General features: G+C 44.4%; 13 protein-coding genes and 1 pseudogene. 11 read left to right on the forward strand and 3 right to left on the reverse strand.

The window, feature by feature from the left end:
- The coding region (locus V7K67_RS07740; protein ID WP_335165909.1) for a hypothetical protein at positions 1–213 on the reverse strand (213 nt) is incomplete at its 3' end.
- Positions 214–763: 550 nt separating this feature from the next.
- Between V7K67_RS07740 and V7K67_RS07745 the strand changes: the two genes are divergently transcribed.
- On the forward strand, positions 764–2,002 hold the full coding sequence (locus V7K67_RS07745) for a serine/threonine-protein kinase (protein WP_334729989.1): 1,239 nt from the start codon (positions 764–766) through the stop codon (positions 2,000–2,002).
- Between the two features lie 365 nt (positions 2,003–2,367).
- Here V7K67_RS07745 and V7K67_RS07750 read toward each other — a convergent pair whose 3' ends face one another.
- Positions 2,368–3,288 (reverse strand): c-type heme family protein, encoded by a 921-nt coding sequence (locus tag V7K67_RS07750; protein ID WP_334706764.1) that lies wholly within the window; start codon positions 3,286–3,288, stop codon positions 2,368–2,370.
- Between the two features lie 293 nt (positions 3,289–3,581).
- Here V7K67_RS07750 and V7K67_RS07755 point away from each other — a divergent pair, with 293 nt between their 5' ends.
- A complete protein-coding gene (locus tag V7K67_RS07755) occupies positions 3,582–5,471 on the forward strand; it encodes a serine/threonine-protein kinase (protein ID WP_334729924.1) in 1,890 nt (629 codons plus the stop codon).
- A 60-nt stretch (positions 5,472–5,531) separates the two neighbouring features.
- Positions 5,532–5,847 (forward strand): annotated as a pseudogene (locus V7K67_RS07760) (SDH family Clp fold serine proteinase); the annotation flags it as partial.
- 154 nt (positions 5,848–6,001) lie between these two features.
- Here V7K67_RS07760 and V7K67_RS07765 read toward each other — a convergent pair.
- Positions 6,002–6,667 carry a peptidoglycan-binding domain-containing protein gene (locus tag V7K67_RS07765; protein ID WP_335165912.1) on the reverse strand — a complete coding sequence of 222 codons (666 nt, stop codon included), beginning with the start codon at positions 6,665–6,667 and terminating at the stop codon, positions 6,002–6,004.
- Between the two features lie 423 nt (positions 6,668–7,090).
- Here V7K67_RS07765 and V7K67_RS07770 point away from each other — a divergent pair, with 423 nt between their 5' ends.
- The 8 genes from V7K67_RS07770 to V7K67_RS07805 all read left to right on the forward strand — a co-directional run bounded on the left by V7K67_RS07770 (position 7,091) and on the right by V7K67_RS07805 (position 18,362).
- Entirely contained in the window at positions 7,091–8,539 is a 1,449-nt protein-coding gene (locus V7K67_RS07770) for a hypothetical protein (RefSeq protein WP_334729926.1), read from the forward strand.
- Positions 8,540–9,037: 498 nt separating this feature from the next.
- Positions 9,038–9,499, forward strand: a complete 462-nt coding sequence (gene rimP, locus V7K67_RS07775) for a ribosome maturation factor RimP (RefSeq protein ID WP_334706760.1) — start codon at positions 9,038–9,040, stop codon at positions 9,497–9,499.
- A 218-nt stretch (positions 9,500–9,717) separates the two neighbouring features.
- Positions 9,718–10,995 (forward strand): transcription termination factor NusA, encoded by a 1,278-nt coding sequence (gene nusA, locus V7K67_RS07780; protein ID WP_334706758.1) that lies wholly within the window; start codon positions 9,718–9,720, stop codon positions 10,993–10,995.
- Positions 10,996–11,338: 343 nt separating this feature from the next.
- On the forward strand, positions 11,339–11,608 hold the full coding sequence (locus V7K67_RS07785; protein ID WP_334729927.1) for a YlxR family protein: 270 nt from the start codon (positions 11,339–11,341) through the stop codon (positions 11,606–11,608).
- A 481-nt stretch (positions 11,609–12,089) separates the two neighbouring features.
- Complete coding sequence (gene infB / locus V7K67_RS07790) at positions 12,090–15,254, forward strand: translation initiation factor IF-2 (protein ID WP_334729928.1); 3,165 nt, start codon at positions 12,090–12,092, stop codon at positions 15,252–15,254.
- A gap of 105 nt (positions 15,255–15,359) precedes the next feature.
- The gene (locus V7K67_RS07795; protein ID WP_334729929.1) at positions 15,360–15,980 is read left to right on the forward strand and encodes a low-complexity tail membrane protein; all 621 of its coding nucleotides are present in this window, start codon (positions 15,360–15,362) and stop codon (positions 15,978–15,980) included.
- Between the two features lie 196 nt (positions 15,981–16,176).
- Entirely contained in the window at positions 16,177–16,374 is a 198-nt protein-coding gene (locus tag V7K67_RS07800; RefSeq protein WP_334729930.1) for a hypothetical protein, read from the forward strand.
- Positions 16,375–16,667: 293 nt separating this feature from the next.
- Entirely contained in the window at positions 16,668–18,362 is a 1,695-nt protein-coding gene (locus tag V7K67_RS07805; RefSeq protein WP_334729931.1) for a DUF1565 domain-containing protein, read from the forward strand.
- Positions 18,363–18,414: the final 52 nt, after the last annotated feature.

Here is an 18,414-nt window from a genome sequence, read left to right on the forward strand (position 1 = left end):
TATCACAAGAGACATATCACTGCGAATAAATTCGCCCGTGCCTAGCCCCCATAAATAGAATTTAGGGGCTTTCCCGGCACGGATAACTTGGTAACGCTTGGAGATAGAACGAGAAAGTTCAGGAAAATATCTGTATAAATAGCTGTTATTTTTGTAGCCTAACGCTGGAACGAGGGTTATATCGATACCAAAGGGCTGTTTGGGGAAATTCAACGGCGTGGTTACTCTGGTAGCTACGATACTGTGGCCCGCTACACCCGTCGATTGCGCTCCTCCCAAGGTTTGAAACTAAGCCAACGCCTTATAAAGATTAATTTTTGAGAGCGATCGCATATTCAGCACTTGAAATACATATAATATTTCTTTCAGCAAGTCTTATAGCAACCTCAGTTTTTCAAGAAAACCATCATGTCGCGCTATATCCTTACTATTCCCCAACTCAGTGCCAATTGGGCTACTAGGGGTAAAACAAAGTACAGCAGCGAATCAAAAGGCGATATTCGCAGATATGACCGCAGACACTGATGATGTTGCGGCGGCTAAAATATCTAAGTATGAGTAGTATGATCGAGCTACCCAAGTAAAAACTGTTTGTTTGATAACACAAGACTATCAGAAGATTGTAGAAAAGTGTATTTCCTTGTCTCGACAGTGGTGCTAACCTCAACTTGAAGGATGTTATCAGCCTTTATCTTCTAGAGTTTCTGACTTTCAGCAAACTAGATAATTTATCAATAATAAAATCGCTAGGAGTGCGATGATGATGTCACAGTCTCATATCACAAGGCCAGAAATAGCTGCTGGAACTCTAATCGATAACCGCTATATCATCCAAAAACTTCTAGGACAGGGAGGACTGGGACGAACTTACTTGGCCTTTGATACTCGTCGTTTTAATGAAGCTTGTGTTCTCAAAGAATTTGCACCCATTGGCACAGGAGAAAGTGGACTAGAACAATATCGCAACTTATTTAAAAGAGAAGCAAAAATTCTTCATCAATTGCAACATCCTCAAATTCCCAAGTTTTTGGCTTGCTTTGAAGGAGATGGTCGGCTATTCCTAGTACAAGAATATGTCGATGGTAAAACATATTCTAGACTGCTAGGAGAACTTCAGCATCAAGGAAGAAACTTTTCTGAAGACGAAGTTATACAGTGGCTAAAGAATCTGCTGCCTGTTTTGGAATATGTCCACCAACATAAGATTATCCATCGAGATATTTCTCCTGACAACATCATGTTACCTGATGGTAAGGACTTGCCAGTGCTGATTGATTTTGGTGTAGGTAAGCAAATTACTGACATGAATGAGGGAAGAAATTCTAACCAGCAGGTAACGTTTGTTGGCAAAATGTCCCTCGTCGGGAAAGTGGGATATGCTCCCCGCGAACAGATTAGCTTGGGTTTATGTTCACCCTCTAGTGACCTTTATGCTTTGGGTGTAACTGCTATTGTACTACTCACAGGTAGAGATCCATCTTTACTAATGGATCAATACTCCTTAGAGTGGAACTGGCGTTATTATACTTATGTTACTGATGAATTTGCTCAAGTACTTGATTGCATGTTGGCAGATAGACCTAACAAGCGATACCAAACAGCCAGGGAAGTTATTATAGATTTACAGCGTATTGGAGAACTAGAAGTGGTGTCGTCTCCTGCAATCATGGTTGATGATTTGCCTCCCACGGTATTTAACCCTGAATTTCAGGCGATGTCGGCTATATCGCAATCATATAACCAAACTGAAGAAACAATTTTTAGTTCACCTACTAATCCACAAACTGGGCGAATTGAACAACAACCTTCACTCCAGCCAGCATTTGTTAAACATTGTCAGCAACAGCTAGCTTATCACATTGGCCCAATGGCAAATCTGATTATAGAAGAAATATTAGCTCAAAATCCTGATATTTCACCAGACCAATTTATTGAACTCTTAGCTAGGGAAATTCCTAGCTTTCAAGCAGCTTTTGAATTCAAAAAAAGTTTGTTTTCATAGAGACTTATACACCACAGATTTAGGAATAATTTTTAATCGTTTTTATTTCATTCCATAAATAAGGGAACTCTAAGAAATAAATTATCCAATATTGTGGGGTGGGCATCTTGCCCACCCCACAGGAGTTAATTGGATATTTTTTTATTTGGAAGTCCCTAAATTTAGGGGCTTGTGATCATTTTTCTTTCTTTTGCCTTTTTACTTTTTACGAAAAAGATAAGGTTCAAAGCCTCGCCCCTTGTGGGCGATAGCTCCCTTGCTCCCTAGCTTCCTTGGTTGAAGCCCCACCCCTTGTGGGTGGTTTTTCTCCTCTGCTCCTCTGCTCCTCTGCTCCTCTGCTTTTTCACTTTTGCCTTGTTCGGTCATTACGAGTTATTTGAATCACCTGTACCTCCCTGAGTACGTTTGATTCTTTTCATTGCCATTTCTAAACTTAACTGCATCCGTTTAAAAGCTTTAGCTAAATTACCAATTTCGTCATTAGACATCTGCTCAAATTCAACTTCCATGTGTCCCGTACTGACTTCCTCAGCTATGCGAGTCATACGTTTGAGAGGCATAACAACTTGTCGATTCAAGAACAAGTTGACTAACAGGATAGTCGCGATAAATATAGCTGATACAATCAAGATAATTAGTAAAGAAGACTGATTGGCTTTACTGATGACATTATTCGCCGGCACTGATATAATCTGAGCGCCGACAATCTCATGAAGCTTCCACCCAAATCCATTAGCTGCGCCATAAAGAGTAATCATACTTTGAGGTGCAGCTTGGGGCACACTATGACACTTCAGACAGCTTTCTTCAGAAACTTCTAAAGGACGAGCAATATAAAAGATATCCCCACCAGGAATTGAGCGAAATCCACTTACTTCTTTAAGGTCTGATTTATTTCTGAACCTTTCTACAATTTCTGTTTCAAAACCATCAGCCTTATCCCGAAGATTTGTCGGATTGAGAGTTGCTTCTTTGTAAAAGAAATCACGGTATTCTGTTGTTTTTCGTAAAATTTCAAATACCTCCCGTGCTGAGTATCCAGGCACGGTTTGCGGCAAAAATTCAGTAGCCAATTTATCAATTAGCTCTGGATTCACTTGGGTGCTGGTGTATTTACGAACAGAACTCATTGTTTGGATGAGCATGAGACCAGTTGAGCTAATATCTTGTTTAGCATTCTCTCGGAGCAGGGAGGAAAGAGCAAACCCAGTCAAGCTCAGACCGAATGTCAGAATTACCAGTAGCAGAATTGTAAATTTTTGTTTCAGATTTAGATTCTTTAGCATAATTTTAGATTATCGATAAGTCAAATTATTATGAACAAATATGGCTAAAGTCATCGTTTACTCTAGCATGAGCAATCAACTAAAAATTTTATTGTAAAGACATAGTTGAGCTAAAACTATGAGGATATATCCAACTTTATACTATTAGTAATTATTGAGGTTAATGAAAATGTTCTCTAAGTAACTAAGTTTTAAAAATCTACAACAGCAATTCAAATGGAATTCCCAAAAATTCCGGTGGGCTGTTCTGATGCCGTGCCAAAATAAATACCAGCAATTGTCAAATATTACTAATGGTGTGGAATGCAGGAAAGTCTTTATTCGGGGGACGCTACATTATCGAAAGCCAACTAGGTGAAGGCGGAATTGGCATCACTTATCTTGCCAGAAATCAACGGAATCAACAGCGAGTGATTAAAACCCTCAAAGAAGAAATCCTGAATCATCCCGCTTGGATACTCCACCGAAATAAGTTACGGCAAGACTTTCGTGATGAAGCAGTTCGGCTGGCTGTGTGCCACCATCCTCATATAGTACAGATAGAAACCATCTTTGATGAGGGGAATTTCCCCTGCATGGTGATGGATTATATCGAAGGCGAAGACTTGGGACAGCGTTTGAAGCGAATAGGGCTGCTATCAGAAGCAGAAGCACTGCTGTATATCCGACAAATTGGCAGCGCTTTGACCCTAATCCATTCTAAAGGACTGCTGCATCGGGATCTCAAACCACGCAATATCATGATCCGTATTGATAAACCAGAAGCAGTGCTGATAGACTTTGGCATCGCTAGGGAATTTATTCCTAATGTAATTCAAAGGCATACTGTATATCGCACTCCTGGTTTTGCCCCTCCTGAGCAGTATGAAGCAGAAGCGCCACGAGGAGAATACATTGATATCTATGCCCTAGCCGCTACTTTGTATAATTTACTTACCGCAGTTGTACCAACAAGTGCAGATGATAGGCGTCATAATATTAATTTAGAACCACCACAATATTTTAATCCCAACATCAGCAACAGGGTAAATCAGGCTATTATGTGCGGCATGGATTTGGAGTCAACCTATCGTCCCCAATCTGTGCAGGAATGGTTGGATTTATTGGGCCCTGATGCTGGGGAAGATATAACAGAAATATCATCTACCTTAATTGTCACACCTAGACAGCAACTACCTCCACCTGTTGTATTAGATCGACAGAACTGGCAATGTGTGCAGAGCCTTAAAGGTCATTCTAGTATGGTTCATGCGATCGCCATTAGCCCAGATGGGCAATTTATTGCTAGTGGCAGTAATGACAAGACTATCAAACTTTGGCAAGTAGCTACTGGCAAGCTAGTACGTCAACTGGGTCGTTGGTCTTCTAGTCATTCCAGTATGGTTCATTCCGTCGCCTTTAGTCCAATTTCTGCAAGCTTTTCTTATCAAGGGGATTCCGGCAAATCTACGGGAGTTGCAGATATGAATCGGGGAATCTTAGCTAGTGGTAGTTGGGATAACACCATCAAATTATGGGATGTCAACACAGGCAAAGAAATTCGTACTCTCACTGGTCATGCCAACTGGGTGAATTCTGTTGCCTTTAGTCCAGATGGCAAGTTTCTGGCTAGTGGTAGTGCTGACTGCACAATCAAGCTGTGGCAAGTGGGTACTGGCATAGAAATCCAAACTCTCACAGGTCATTCCGACGCAGTTTCATCAGTCGCCTACTGTCCGAGAACGCCTGCAACCAATAGCCAGGATAGACAGCTAGTGGCTAGTGGCAGTAATGATTACACAATTAAACTGTGGCAAGGATACACCCCCAGAAACATCTATACACTCACAGGTCATTCCTTCTTTGTCAATTGTATCACCTTTAGCAAGGACGGGGAAATTATCGCCAGTGGCAGTGGTGACAACACGATTAAACTGTGGCATGTAAATACAGGCAGAGAAATTCGTACTCTCATTGGTCATTCTGATTCCGTTTGGTCAGTCGCCTTTAGCCAGGACGGACAATTTCTCGCTAGTGGCAGTTGGGACAACACTATCAAACTGTGGCATATACACAGTGGCAGAGAAATCAGCACACTGATAGGGCATTCCAGCTATGTGAGATGCGTTGCCTTCAGTCCTGATGGACAAACCCTAGTTAGCGGTGGTGATGACGACACTATCAAGATTTGGCGGAGAGGGTAATGAAGAGTGCTGAGTAAAAAGTGCTGTTAGCGGTAGCGGGGCGTTTAGCCCGTGCTGAGTAAAAAGACCACGCCAGAAAATATCGAACCGATTATCGAAGCCCTAACAACTGGGCGCGTCACTCAACTAGAGAACCCTGACTATTGAAGAAGCAACAGAAATGGGGCTGCCCGTAACCGTCGGACTGCCCCATTCTATTTACGATCTCATGGATCTGTACCCACAATCCCAAGGAGGGAGACCCAGCGTGCAGTACATTCCTATGCCTTACAATGACCACCTTCCAATTCTACCTACACCCAAGGGCAGACTGATATCTTGCACCAGGCGACTGGAAGTCGCGGCTACACAGGCAAAACCCGCCTGCGCGGGTTGAAAACCTTGATTTTGCATTAGTCCGCGTAGGCGGACGAGAGTTTGTATAGCCGCGATTTCTAATCGCCAGGGCTAGGTGCAAGATATGAGCAGACCCTTAGAAGAACCAAATCAGAGGACTTGAGTGGCTCTGGGGTAGGAGTTGTTTGTGGCAACTAGGGTGTAGTTGTCGGGGTAGCTGTTGGGGTAGCTGTTGGGGTAGCTGTTGGGGTAGCCATTGGGGTAGCCATTGGTTTAGCCGTTGGTTTAGCTGTTGGTTTAGCTGTTGGTTTAGCCGTTGGTTTAGCTGTTGGTTTAGCCGTTGGTTTAGCCGTTGGTTTAGCCGTCGGTGTCGTTGTTGGCTGACTCACAACTGTCTTTGCTTCTTCATTCAGCTTTTGGCGGAGTGCTAAATTAGCAATTCCAGTTTCTTGCAGCTGATATTTCTTCTGATACTCCTTCACCACTTCTTCCGTGCGGGAACCATAAAAATGATCGCGTGGGAGGGGAGGATTGGGCTTCACCACTGCATTCAAATTTGTGTGCAGAATTTTAACGATATTAGCAGCAAAATCTTGGGTTTTTGGCCCTGCTATCCCATCAACTGGTTTTAGCTTATAGCCCGTCTGAAATTCTCGAATTGCCTTTTTAGTTTCTTCGTCCGTCAAAGCAGTGTTTGTTATCTTGACGTTATAGCCTAATCCCCGCAATACCTCACGGAACTGCTGGGGCGTATAGCTACGCTGAGGGGCTGCGAAACCAGTGTCTGCAATTACTAAACTAGCAGTCACCAGGCAAGTAACAGCAAAGGTTGCGCTTGATTTTCCAAACCCACACCACATATTCAAAACTCCTTTGGGTTAAATCAGCAGGATTATAAAGGTTAACAGCTGCATTTTAAGTTTGTTTAATAACTTTTTTCACGATTATTTCATGATTTTTGAATAATTTGTGACTTATTTTTGTAAAATTTAGCCAAAACTACAAAAACTAATTTGTGTCATCCATCAAAAGAAGTATCTTATATTAGCAGAGATACAGCAGTTATCATTTGAATCGAATAGACTCTTTGATCTGGGGATTGGGGACTGGTACTTATACAGGTGGTTAAAGTCTCGTGTAGTTTTGGTTTCTAACTGCCCTTTTCGCTGGGGTTTACTCAACTGCAAATAGCTGTAATTTCTTGGAAATAGCCGAAAATTAATTAATTAAGCGAAATAGCTTATATCCTCAATGCGGTAAATATGTATAATATATGACAAAAAATGAGAAACATAAAATCTTCTAAACAGCGTAATCTTTGGTTTGAGAGATTTATGGCAATTGCTGCCACCGTAAATTTAGGTTTAGTTTTGTTTGATTTAAGTTACGTACCTTGGCGAGATTTCTACTTGCGAAAACTTCCTCAAATTGTTGAGATTTATGACCCCATAAAAGGTATTGAACGCCATCGAGAGACGAAAAATTATTTAGAGCTAGTAAAGGCATTAGAAGAACAAGTCAGCCAAACAGGGTTACAGTCGCCTCAAGTAAATAGCAGGCTAGAAGAAATCAGGCATCTGAGTAACGAGATGATTGACACTAACCCGTTTGCGGGAGTGAATAAGAGTGGTACTCTAGAAAAAATCAAAAAGCGGATGCGCGATCGCATCCACAACGAATCTGCAAAACAGTCCTTTGCCACTTTTTGGAGTCAGCCGTACTTGTCACAAAAAGGCTGGATTCAAGAAATTAATTTTTTCAACGATAGTATCCGCCCTTTGATTGCCTCTAACTACTATCGTAAAATCGGGGAAAATGGCGAATTTGTTGATGATTTCTGGATTATTGACTTATTCTTTGTAATTTTATTTGGCGTAGAATTGCTGGGGCGTACCTTCCTGCTCAGACGACAACATCCCAGTTTAAGCTGGTTAGAAGCAGTATTGTGGCGTTGGTACGACCTATTTTTACTACTGCCTTTTTGGCGGTGGTTGCGAATCTTACCTGTAGTAATCCGCCTCGATCAAGCGCGGTTATTGAATTTGCATCCAGTGCGGCGACAACTTAATCAGGGAATTGTCGCCAATTTTGCCGAAGAACTCACAGAAATTGTCGTGGTGAGAGTGATTAATCAGGTTCAGGGTTCAATTCAGCGGGGTGAATTAACAAGCTGGCTCTCCCAACAAGAAAATTTACGTCCCTACATAGATATTAATAATGTGAATGAATTGGAAGCGATCGCAGGTCTTTTGGTAAAAACAATTGTCTACCAAGTGCTACCCGAAATCCAACCTGCGATCGTTGCCATTCTGCGCCACAACATCGAAACCGTCTTCCATCAAGTCCCCGTCTACCGCAACCTCCAGAATCTCCCTGGCGTGGGACAGGCTCAAACCCAGTTAAGCGAACAATTGGCGACTCAAATCACAACTAATCTTTACAAAACGTTAGTTAGTGCTGTTGAAGACCCTGTGGGCGCAAAACTCACCAGTCAACTAGTAGAAAGCTTCACCAAAGTCTTGGGATCTCAAATCAAGGAAAGACACGTACTCTCAGAAATTCAGAGTTTACTTTTTGACTTCTTAGAGGAAATCAAACTCAACTACGTTCAGCGTCTATCCCAAGAAGACATAGACCAAATTATCGAGCAAACCCGGAAGCTGAGAACACAAACATCAGTTTCCACAGTAGTTGATAAAGGTAATACTCTCCCAGAAATACGGGAAGGGTAGACCCGCATTTCTCACAAGCTTGAGGGAAGGGGCAGAGGGGCAGAGGGGCAGAGGGGCAGAGGGGAAAGAACTTGTACAATAACTCTCCCCTGCTCCCCTGCTCCCCTGCACAAGCACAGGCTTTGAGCATCGGTGAGAAATCCGGGTAGAGGGATTGGGGATTAGGGACTGGGATAATTTAGTTCCTAGTCCTTAGTAGAGGTTTGCGTAAAATCATGGCGTAATTAATTAAGGGTTGAAATTTAAACGCATAGGCGCTTTAGCTTCCCGCAGGGTAGAGACGCAGAGGTACACAGATAATTTGCTACTAATTAATTAATTAATTGTACTTAACGTGAGTCCCCAATCCCCAGTCCGCAGTCTCCAATGCACGACTATAAAAGAAATGCGCTAAACTCGAATTAGGCGAATCATCATTTGGTTCGTCACAAGACTTCTTGGAAGATATACCTATCGCAGGAAGTGGGTCGATGCCCACTTTTTTTATTGAATTCTCTCATGGCTCATCCTTTAGTTCCACAAATTATTGATTTGGCGACACCAGTAGCAGAAGGACTGGGATTGGAAGTGGTTGGCGTGGTTTTTCACACCAACCAAAGTCCCCCAGTGTTGCGGGTAGATATTCGTAACCCTGAACAAGACACTGGGTTGAACGATTGTGAGAGGATGAGCCGTGCTTTAGAAGCCTCCTTAGATGCTGCGGAAATCGTTCCAGATAAATACGTCTTGGAAGTGTCTAGTCCTGGTATTTCGCGGCAACTGGTAACAGACAGGGAGTTTATTTCCTTTAAAGGATTTCCTGTCATTATCTCCACAACGCCCCCCTACGACGGACAACAAGAGTGGACAGGTCAGTTGATTCGTCAGGATGAGACAACACTTTACTTAAACCAAAAAGGTCGTGTAGTCGAAATTCCCCGCTCCCTAATTACTAAGGTGCAGTTAGACGAGCGCCGATAAACGAGGATTAAAGGCTAGAGGTTAGGGACTAGGACTAGGGACTAGGGAGCAGGGAGCAGGGAGCAAGGGAGCAGGGAGCAGGGAGCAGGGAGCAAGGGAGAAGAATTTTCCCCTCCGCCCCCCGCCCCCCGCCCCTCTGCCTCTTTTCAATGACCCATGCCCAATGCCCAGTCCCCAGTCCCCAGTCACCAGTCCCTAATTTTTAAAGGAGATTGCTTATGTCAATGGTTACTTTACCTGGATTAAAAGAATTAATTGAAAGTATAAGTCGCGATCGCAATTTACCCCGGCTTGCAGTTCAATCAGCGATTAGAGAAGCCCTACTCAAAGGCTATGAACGTTATCGCCGTGCCCAAAATTTAGAGCGCAGACAGTTTGACGAAGATTATTTTGAGAATTTTGAAGTAGAACTTGATATCGAAGGAGAAGGCTTTCGCGTTCTTTCCACCAAAACCATTGTTGAAGAAGTCAATAACACAGACCACCAAATTTCCCTAGACGAAGTTCAACAAGTCGCCCCTGAAGCCCAGTTAGGAGACTCTGTAGTACTGGATGTTACCCCCGACCAAGGAGAATTTGGGCGGATGGCGGCAATGCAAACTAAGCAGGTATTGGCACAAAAATTACGGGATCAACAGCGCCAAATGGTGCAAGAAGAGTTCCAAGATTTAGAAGGAACTGTCCTGCAAGCAAGAGTCCTGCGGTTTGAGCGGCAATCAGTGGTTTTGGCAGTCACCAGTAATTTTGGTCAGCCAGAAGTAGAAGCCGAATTACCGAAGCGGGAACAGCTACCCAACGATAATTATCGGGCAAATGCCACCTTCAAGGTATATCTGAAAAAAGTCTCCCAAGGTCAGCAACGAGGGCCACAATTGCTTGTGTCTCGTGCTGATGCTGGTTTGGTGGTTTATCTTTTTGCCAACGAAGTCCCAGAAATTGAAGATGAAGTGGTACGGATTGTTGCCGTAGCGAGGGAGGCAAACCCCCCCTCCCGTTATGTCGGTCCCCGGACTAAAATAGCAGTAGATACTCTCGATCGCGATGTAGACCCAGTAGGCGCTTGTATTGGAGCCAGGGGATCGCGAATTCAAGTGGTAGTCAACGAATTACGCGGTGAAAAAATAGATGTAATTCGCTGGTCGCCAGACCCAGCAACATACATTGCTAATGCCTTAAGTCCAGCACGGGTGGATGAAGTACGCTTAATGGACCCGGAATCACGGCAAACTCACGTACTGGTGGCTGAAGATCAATTGAGTTTGGCTATCGGTAAAGAAGGACAAAACGTCCGTTTAGCAGCCCGCCTGACTGGTTGGAAAATAGATATCAAAGACAAAGCTAAGTATGACTTTGCAGGAGAGGATGCTAAATTTGCAGCCGTCAGAACAAAATATCAATCAGAGGAAGACGATCTGGAATATGAGGAAGAATTCGAGGATGAAAATCAGGAAGAATTAGAAGAGGAAGATAGTTTTGACAATCACGATGATGAATAATTGATTAATTTTGTAAAGTTTTGATACTGTAGATTGTAGTCTCAGTCTCAAGGATTATTTTCTCAAAAGCTACTTGGTATAGATGAAAGGGAGTAGGGAGTAGGGAAACAAATCAGGCTTAACATCGGGCGGGGTTTCAATCAATATGCGATACAAGGATTTGATCGCGCCACTTGCAGGCGTTAGCGCGTAGCGGGACGAAGTACGGCTTTAAACCTAAATCGAGGGCTAATTTCTTCCCCTACTCCCTACTCGCTACTCCCACCCCGAAGGGGTAGTAAAAAATAGTAATAATAAACTTCTTTTTACTTCCATTATCCTGGGCTGAGATCATAGAGAACCGATGAAACCAAATTATCGGCGCTGTATTAGTTGCCGTAAAGTAGGCTCAAAAGATGAGTTTTGGCGGATTGTCCGCGTCTTTCCATCGGGAAAGGTACAATTAGATCAGGGCATGGGGCGTTCCGCCTATATTTGTCCAGAAACGAGTTGCTTACAAGCGGCTCAAAAAAAAAATCGACTAGGGCGATCGCTACAAGCATCAGTGCCAGAAACACTGTACCAAAGCTTGTCGCAGCGTTTAGTCCGCAGTAATACCCAAAACCAAATTTAGTTGGAACAACTTTGTGACGTAATCATCAGAGGCATTGTGTCGAAAGCCGAAGTCGTGCTTTTATCACACCCTCTATTGATCGTTAGGGTTAGTGCCAAAATAGTAAATGGGTGTAAAAGGCATTCGGCTCTCCAATAAAAAGAGGGGCGAGGCAACATTCCCAGAACAAGATGTAACCAATTGTGTTGTGGAAGACTCAGAATCACCAAAACAAAAAACTACAAAATGGCAACCTGGTAGCGCTCAGGCGCAGTTCGGCGTCAAGGGTTCCTATAAAAATCTTTTATTTAAGAAATTTTTATGGGTATCCCTCAACCATCATTCCTGGTGGGGATGCCATTATTAAACCGAAACATCTCTCTTTCCTGATTGGAGGCACCGGCAAAAACTGAACGGCAGTCTAAAAACAGTAATCCAAGGATGGAGATGTCGCAAACCAGGCAACCATCCGCTAAAACTGTAAATTAAAGGGGAAGAGTGGATGACCAACGGCAAAGTTAGAATTTATGAATTATCAAAGGAATTGAATTTGGATAACAAAGAGCTACTAGCAATTTGCGACCAGCTCGATATTGCGGTCAAAAGCCATAGCAGCACGATTTCAGAATCCGAGGCAGAAAACATCCGGGCGGCAGCAGAAAAGCTTGCAGCTACGAGTGTGTCTGCCAAAAAGGAACTAGGTACAACCAGCCATAAGCCAAATTCACCACCCAACGGCGGACGTAACCGACCTGCTGCACCCCACAAACAGCAAATTTTGGAAATACGCAAACCCAAAATATTGAGAAATACTACTCCCAACGCCCCAGAGGCGTCACTTGCTAACAATACCCAAGCTGCCTTGTCTGAAGCTAATCCTCCCTCTCCTCCACGGCCTTTCGCTACACCAGTCTCACCCCTGAAACCGGCAGCACCAACTCGACCTGTGCCCCGGACTCAATCTGAGACTAAAGAGCAACCTCCGATCGCTGACTTGGAACAAACGCCTAATCCAAATCCAGCACCGGAAAAAATAGCATCTCAAAAACCGGAAAAAACAGTTGCACCCAGACCGAAATCGGAAAAACCGATCAAACCGCAACTAGTTGCTCCTCCAGCCAGACCTGCGGCGGAAGAAGCCCAGGTGGCAGATGAGCCGCCAGTATCTCAGGCAGATAAACCGATCCTCAAACGCGATCAACGGCTACGACCCGCAGAAGGCGATCGCGAGCAAATTAAGCCGAGAGTCGCTAAACTGCCAACAGACCAGTCCCCCGTCGGTGCGCCACAAAGGACAAGTCGTCCCACCCCCGCACCCAGCAGACCAGAGCCGAGGGGCAATAGACCATCTGCACCATCACAACTGGGAGAGGGGCAACGACCCAGACCAGCACGCCCAGGTGAATCTGTAGCAGCCGCAATGCCGATCGCTACTCCACCCAGACAGTTGTCAGGGATAGGGGGCAAATCTCAAGGATTGGGTGATGAACCAATCACACCGGATCTCCTCGATTTGAAACGCCCAAGTCCGCCTCGCCCGACCAAAGGCGGCAAAAAGTGGGTAGAAGAGGAAATCATTGACGAAGTTAAAGAGAAGGCAAAAGCTGGCGTTAAAGGCAAGCGGATCAAGCCCATCCTTGATGATGAGTTTGAAGAAGATTTGCTGGATGATGATGATATCGACTCACCAGCCACAGTCCAAGTCAGCCTTTCCATCGCTCGTCCTCCCAAACCGAAAGCAACTCGACCTGTACAGATGCCAGGTGCAACCCTTGCTAGCGCCCCAACTGCAAGAGCGAAAAAATCTGGTTCTCGGTCTGGTTCTCGGTCTGGTTCTGGCCGCGACCATCACCAAAACCGTCGCCAAGAAGCCGAGACCAAGCGCGAACGTCCCGAAAAAGTGACAATTACAGGGCCGTTGACAGTGCAAGAACTGTCTGACGTTTTAGCCGTTGCCGATACAGAGATTGTCAAAATCCTGTTCCTGAAAGGCATGGCGGTGAGTATCACCCAAAATCTGGATATTCCCACAATTACCCTGGTAGGAAAAGAACTAGAAATAGAAGTCGAAACCGCCGAGCGAGAAGCAGAAGCTCGGAAAATTACGGAAATGGTCGGTGCAGAAGACCGAGAATATCTCCACCGCCGTCCGCCAGTCGTGACAATTATGGGTCACGTAGACCACGGTAAAACAACCCTGCTCGACTCAATCCGCAAAACCAAAGTTGCTGCTGGCGAAGCTGGCGGTATCACTCAACACATTGGTGCTTACCATGTCGATTTGGTACATGAGGGCAAACCACAGCAGATAGTCTTCCTGGATACTCCTGGTCACGAAGCTTTTACAGCGATGCGGGCACGAGGAGCGCGGGTAACAGACATTGCCGTGTTAGTAGTGGCTGCTGATGATGGTGTCCGTCCCCAAACCATTGAAGCCATTAGCCACGCCCAAGCTGCGGGAGTGCCAATTGTTGTTGCCATCAACAAAATTGACAAAGAAGGGGCACAGCCAGAGCGGGTTAAACAAGAACTGACCCAATATGGTCTAACAGCAGAAGACTGGGGCGGTGAGACAATCATGGTTCCCGTGAGCGCCATCAGAGGTGAAAATCTGGATACGCTCTTAGAGATGATTCTGTTGGTAGCAGAAGTTGGAGAACTATCTGCTAACCCAGATCGTGCCGCCAAAGGAACTGTTATTGAAGCACATCTGGATAAAGCTAAGGGAGCAGTTGCTACCCTGCTAATTCAGAATGGCACCCTGCGTGTGGGAGATATCTTGGTAGCTGGTTCGGCCTTCGGTAAAGTCCGGGCAATGGTGGATGACAGAAGTAAGAGAGTAGATATTGCTTCTCCTTCCTTTGCTGTCGAGGTACTAGGTTTAAGTGATGTGCCAGCAGCCGGCGACGAGTTCGAGGTCTTCCAGAACGAAAAAGAAGCCAGATCCCTTGCTAGCGATCGCGCCGATAGACAACGCCTATCCCGCCTGTTACAAGGACGTGTTACCCTCACAACCCTGTCCGCTCAAGCCCAAGAAGGCGAGTTGAAAGAACTCAACTTGATCTTGAAAGGAGACGTACAAGGTTCAGTAGAAGCCATTGTGGGAGCGCTCAAGCAAATCCCGCAAAACGAAGTCCAAATTCGGATGCTGTTGGCTACTGCTGGGGAAATCACCGAGACAGATATCGACTTAGCCGCTGCCAGTAACGCTGTAATTATCGGCTTCAACACCACCTTTGCCAGTGGTGCTAGGCAAGCCGCCGATGAAGCAGGTGTCGATGTCCGAGAATACAACGTCATCTACAAACTCCTAGAAGATATCCAAGATGCCTTGGAAGGTCTTTTGGAACCAGAGTTGGTGGAAGAACCCTTGGGTCAAACCGAAGTCCGTGCCGTCTTCCCAGTCGGTCGTGGTGCGGTTGCCGGTTGCTACGTTCAATCTGGCAAGCTAGTTCGCAACTGCAAAGTCAGGGTGCGACGTGGCGGTAAGGTGATCTTTGAAGGCGTGCTTGACTCCCTAAAACGGATGAAAGAAGATGCCCGTGAGGTTAACGCTGGTTATGAATGCGGTGTCGGCATCGATAAATTCAATGATTGGGTTGAAGGTGACATCATCGAATCCTATCAGATGGTTACGAAGCGCCGCACTCTCACCTTAACGAGATAGTGTTGAGGGTAAAATGGTTAGACGTTAGGAGTGATACATTAGGAGTTAGGAGTTAAAGGCTGCTAATTTCTAACTCCTAACTCTTAACTCACAACTTTTTATAATATGCATTCATTCCGCTCTGAACCTATTTTGTGGATTCACGTCGCTGGATTAGCGACATTACCTGTTTTTTTAGTACTCTGTTTATTTTTCTTGTCTGTAGGCGAGCCGTTTTTACCAGTCTGGATGGAGCTATTCTTAGTTGCCGCCATTGGTGTTCTCCCCCTGTTGTGGATGCAGTTGCGTCGCCCTTTTTATATATTTGCTCTTTTAGGAATAGCTCTGAAGCCAGAAAATCTGACTGAACGGCAACGAAAAATTCTCTGTTTAATTAATACAAAGTTAAATCGTATCCTGGCATTAGTGGCAGCAGTATTGTCGGTTTGGATATTGTGGAATCTTTACCAAATTGCCCCATTAGTCGCAAATTCAGCTAAATTTCTCCCACAATGGCGCAGCCTGGCACTAGTGCTTGCAGGGTTAGCCTTTTTGGGCAGCAATCTATTTTTACAAATACCTGTGAGTGTAATGCGAGTTTTGGTGATTAATGAGACAGAATTTGCTGGTATAGAACCATTATCTTTAGAAAAGATTAAGCAAGACTTTACCATTTTAGGGGTACGGGTTAATCAAATCGTGCCCCGATTACTGCAATCCTTGTTTAGGATAAATACAGATTCGTAGCAGCCCGCAAAGTATATTATTTCACTTTAAAGGGCTAGAGAGGAGAGCAGGGGGAGAGAAACAAGTTAAAAGTTAAAAGTTAAAAGTTAAAAGAAATATTGAATTTATCTTTCTTTTTACTTTTTACTTGGTTCTTTTTACTTGTATGCCCCATGCCCAATTACCGTTGAAGTTTAAAATAAAGGAATGAGGAACTATGGCTCAAATTCCAGCTTCTAGCGATCGCCAATTTTCTGCTGATATTGAAATTTGGTATAGCCTCAAATGCGCGATCTCCACTAGTTCCGGTTTTCAACGTTGGCAACTAGAACGCGATACCCAATTACAGGGGATTCGTCTGGAACAGCAAGTACAGCGGTATTTAAGGGAAACTTTAGAAACTTTAGCTTACTAGTAGAGTTTTCTGAATAACACAATAGACATCTGGTGAAAAAGAATCTAGAGACGCGTTAATAGCGGGACTAATCCCGCTATTAACGCGTCTCTATAAGCATTTTAGGTAACGTATAATTAATTTCTGAAGATGTCTAATATAACTAATGTATAAGTTCTGTGATGTATCTCAGGAATTTAGCTGAATCAGTGCTAATCATCCAGTATAGTTTTGCATGGGTTTCATAGTAGCCTTGTAGCTGTTGTAAACCCTTGTTCAACATACCGTAATTCAGCACATCACAGACTCAAAAAATGAAATATCGGGGTTTTCACATTTCTCTAGCGAAAAATTTCCGCCTTCTTTCTAGCAGTCATCTCAGATATACTTTACGCGTGGGAGCCGGACTAACGGCAATGCTAGTTGTTTCTAGCGGATCAATACTACTACCTGGTGAGGTTAATGCTGGTGCGACTCACCCAGCAGGTACCGCCCCAACTCTCACAGCGCAAGCTCCTGCAACAGCCGCAGCCATTTACGTTAATCCAGCAACCGGTGCAGATAGGGCTGGTGGTGGTGCAACCTCAGCGACACCCTACAAGAGCATAACTTTCGCTCTTAGTCAAGCCCAAGCAGGTGCAGTTATTCAATTAGCACCTGGTAATTACAACCAAGAAAGTGGCGAAACCTTCCCACTGTTGCTTAAACCAGGGGTAACACTGCGGGGTGATGAAGCTAGTAAAGGTCAGGGGATATTAATAACAGGTGGAGGTTTCTACACTAGCCGCACCTTTGCCAGACAAGATATTACCATCCTTGCCGAGCAAGATACCACTATTACTGGTGTCACCGTTACCAACCCAAATAGTCGGGGTACGGGTGTGTGGGTGGAGTCAACTAATCCCATTATCAAAAACAGTACTTTTACTAACAGTGTCAGAGAGGGTGTTTTTGTCACGGGTACAGGCAATCCCAAAATTGAAAGTAACCTCTTTGTGCAAAACAAAGGTAATGGCATTTCAATTGCTAAAGCGGCCCAAGGAGAAATTCGGAGTAACTTATTTCAGGATACTGGTTTTGGTCTGGCGATCGGTGGCACTTCTACGCCCCTAGTTGTGGAAAACCAAATTGTCGAAAACCAAGACGGTCTTTTTATCTCAGAGTCAGCAAAGCCTGTATTGCGTAAGAATGTCATTCAGAACAATAAGCGGGATGGAGTAGTAGCAACTGTTAATGCTTTACCCGACCTTGGTACTAACGAAAGTCCTGGTGGCAATCTGATTCGCCATAACACTCGTTATGATGTGAATAACGCCACCAAAACAGGTCAAATTATTGCTGTTGGCAACGATATCGATCAGAAAAAGATTTTTGGCTCAGTAGATTTTGTTGCCGCAAGTGTTAATGTACCCCCTGGAGGGCCTGTTGCCTTTAAAGATGTGCCAGCAAATTTCTGGGCAAAAACCTACATCGAAGCTTTAGCCTCCCAAAATATTATTGCTGGCTTTCCTGATGGCAGCTTTAAACCCAATGAACCTGTAACCCGCGCTCAATTCGCTACCATTGTCACTAAAGCTCTAACGCCACCAGCCAAACGCGCAGGCATTAAGTTTAAGGATGTAGCAACCAATTTCTGGGCTTATGCTGCAATTCAATCCGCTTACCAGAGTCAATTTGTTTCTGGTTATCCCGATGGCACTTTTAAGCCACAGCAGCAAATCCCCAGAGTGCAAGCGTTAGTCGCTTTAGCTAATGGTTTGGGCTTAACTGCGAATAATCAGAATATCCTTTCCTTTTACACCGATGCTGCCCAGATTCCTAATTATGCGATCGCTCCTGTTGCGGCGGCAACTGCACGGCAATTAGTAATCAACTATCCCACAGCAAAGCAACTCAATCCTAATCGTCAAGCAACTAGAGCCGAAGTTGCTGCCTTTGTTTACCAGGCACTCGTCAATGCTGGACGCGCTCAACCAATTCCTTCATCCTATTTGGTAACAGTTCAGTAAATACCTACTTAGCAAATTAGAAGCGCCAGACCAACAAATTATCAGTCTGACG

The organism is Nostoc sp., from assembly GCF_036917155.1.
In the GTDB taxonomy this organism is placed as follows: Bacteria; Cyanobacteriota; Cyanobacteriia; order Cyanobacteriales; family Nostocaceae; genus Nostoc.

What these genes read in the sequence shown, in the direction of transcription:
- V7K67_RS07745 (WP_334729989.1), top strand. Translation starts at nt 764, where the DNA reads ATGTCACAGTCTCATATCACAAGGCCAGAAATAGCTGCTGGAACTCTA.
- V7K67_RS07785 (WP_334729927.1), top strand. Translation starts at nt 11,339, where the DNA reads ATGAAACCAAATTATCGGCGCTGTATTAGTTGCCGTAAAGTAGGCTCA.
- V7K67_RS07800 (WP_334729930.1), top strand. Translation starts at nt 16,177, where the DNA reads ATGGCTCAAATTCCAGCTTCTAGCGATCGCCAATTTTCTGCTGATATT.
- infB (WP_334729928.1), top strand. Translation starts at nt 12,090, where the DNA reads ATGACCAACGGCAAAGTTAGAATTTATGAATTATCAAAGGAATTGAAT.
- V7K67_RS07770 (WP_334729926.1), top strand. Translation starts at nt 7,091, where the DNA reads ATGAGAAACATAAAATCTTCTAAACAGCGTAATCTTTGGTTTGAGAGA.
- V7K67_RS07750 (WP_334706764.1), bottom strand. Translation starts at nt 3,288, where the DNA reads ATGCTAAAGAATCTAAATCTGAAACAAAAATTTACAATTCTGCTACTG.
- rimP (WP_334706760.1), top strand. Translation starts at nt 9,038, where the DNA reads ATGGCTCATCCTTTAGTTCCACAAATTATTGATTTGGCGACACCAGTA.
- nusA (WP_334706758.1), top strand. Translation starts at nt 9,718, where the DNA reads ATGTCAATGGTTACTTTACCTGGATTAAAAGAATTAATTGAAAGTATA.
- V7K67_RS07765 (WP_335165912.1), bottom strand. Translation starts at nt 6,667, where the DNA reads ATGTGGTGTGGGTTTGGAAAATCAAGCGCAACCTTTGCTGTTACTTGC.
- V7K67_RS07755 (WP_334729924.1), top strand. Translation starts at nt 3,582, where the DNA reads ATGGTGTGGAATGCAGGAAAGTCTTTATTCGGGGGACGCTACATTATC.
- V7K67_RS07805 (WP_334729931.1), top strand. Translation starts at nt 16,668, where the DNA reads ATGAAATATCGGGGTTTTCACATTTCTCTAGCGAAAAATTTCCGCCTT.
- V7K67_RS07795 (WP_334729929.1), top strand. Translation starts at nt 15,360, where the DNA reads ATGCATTCATTCCGCTCTGAACCTATTTTGTGGATTCACGTCGCTGGA.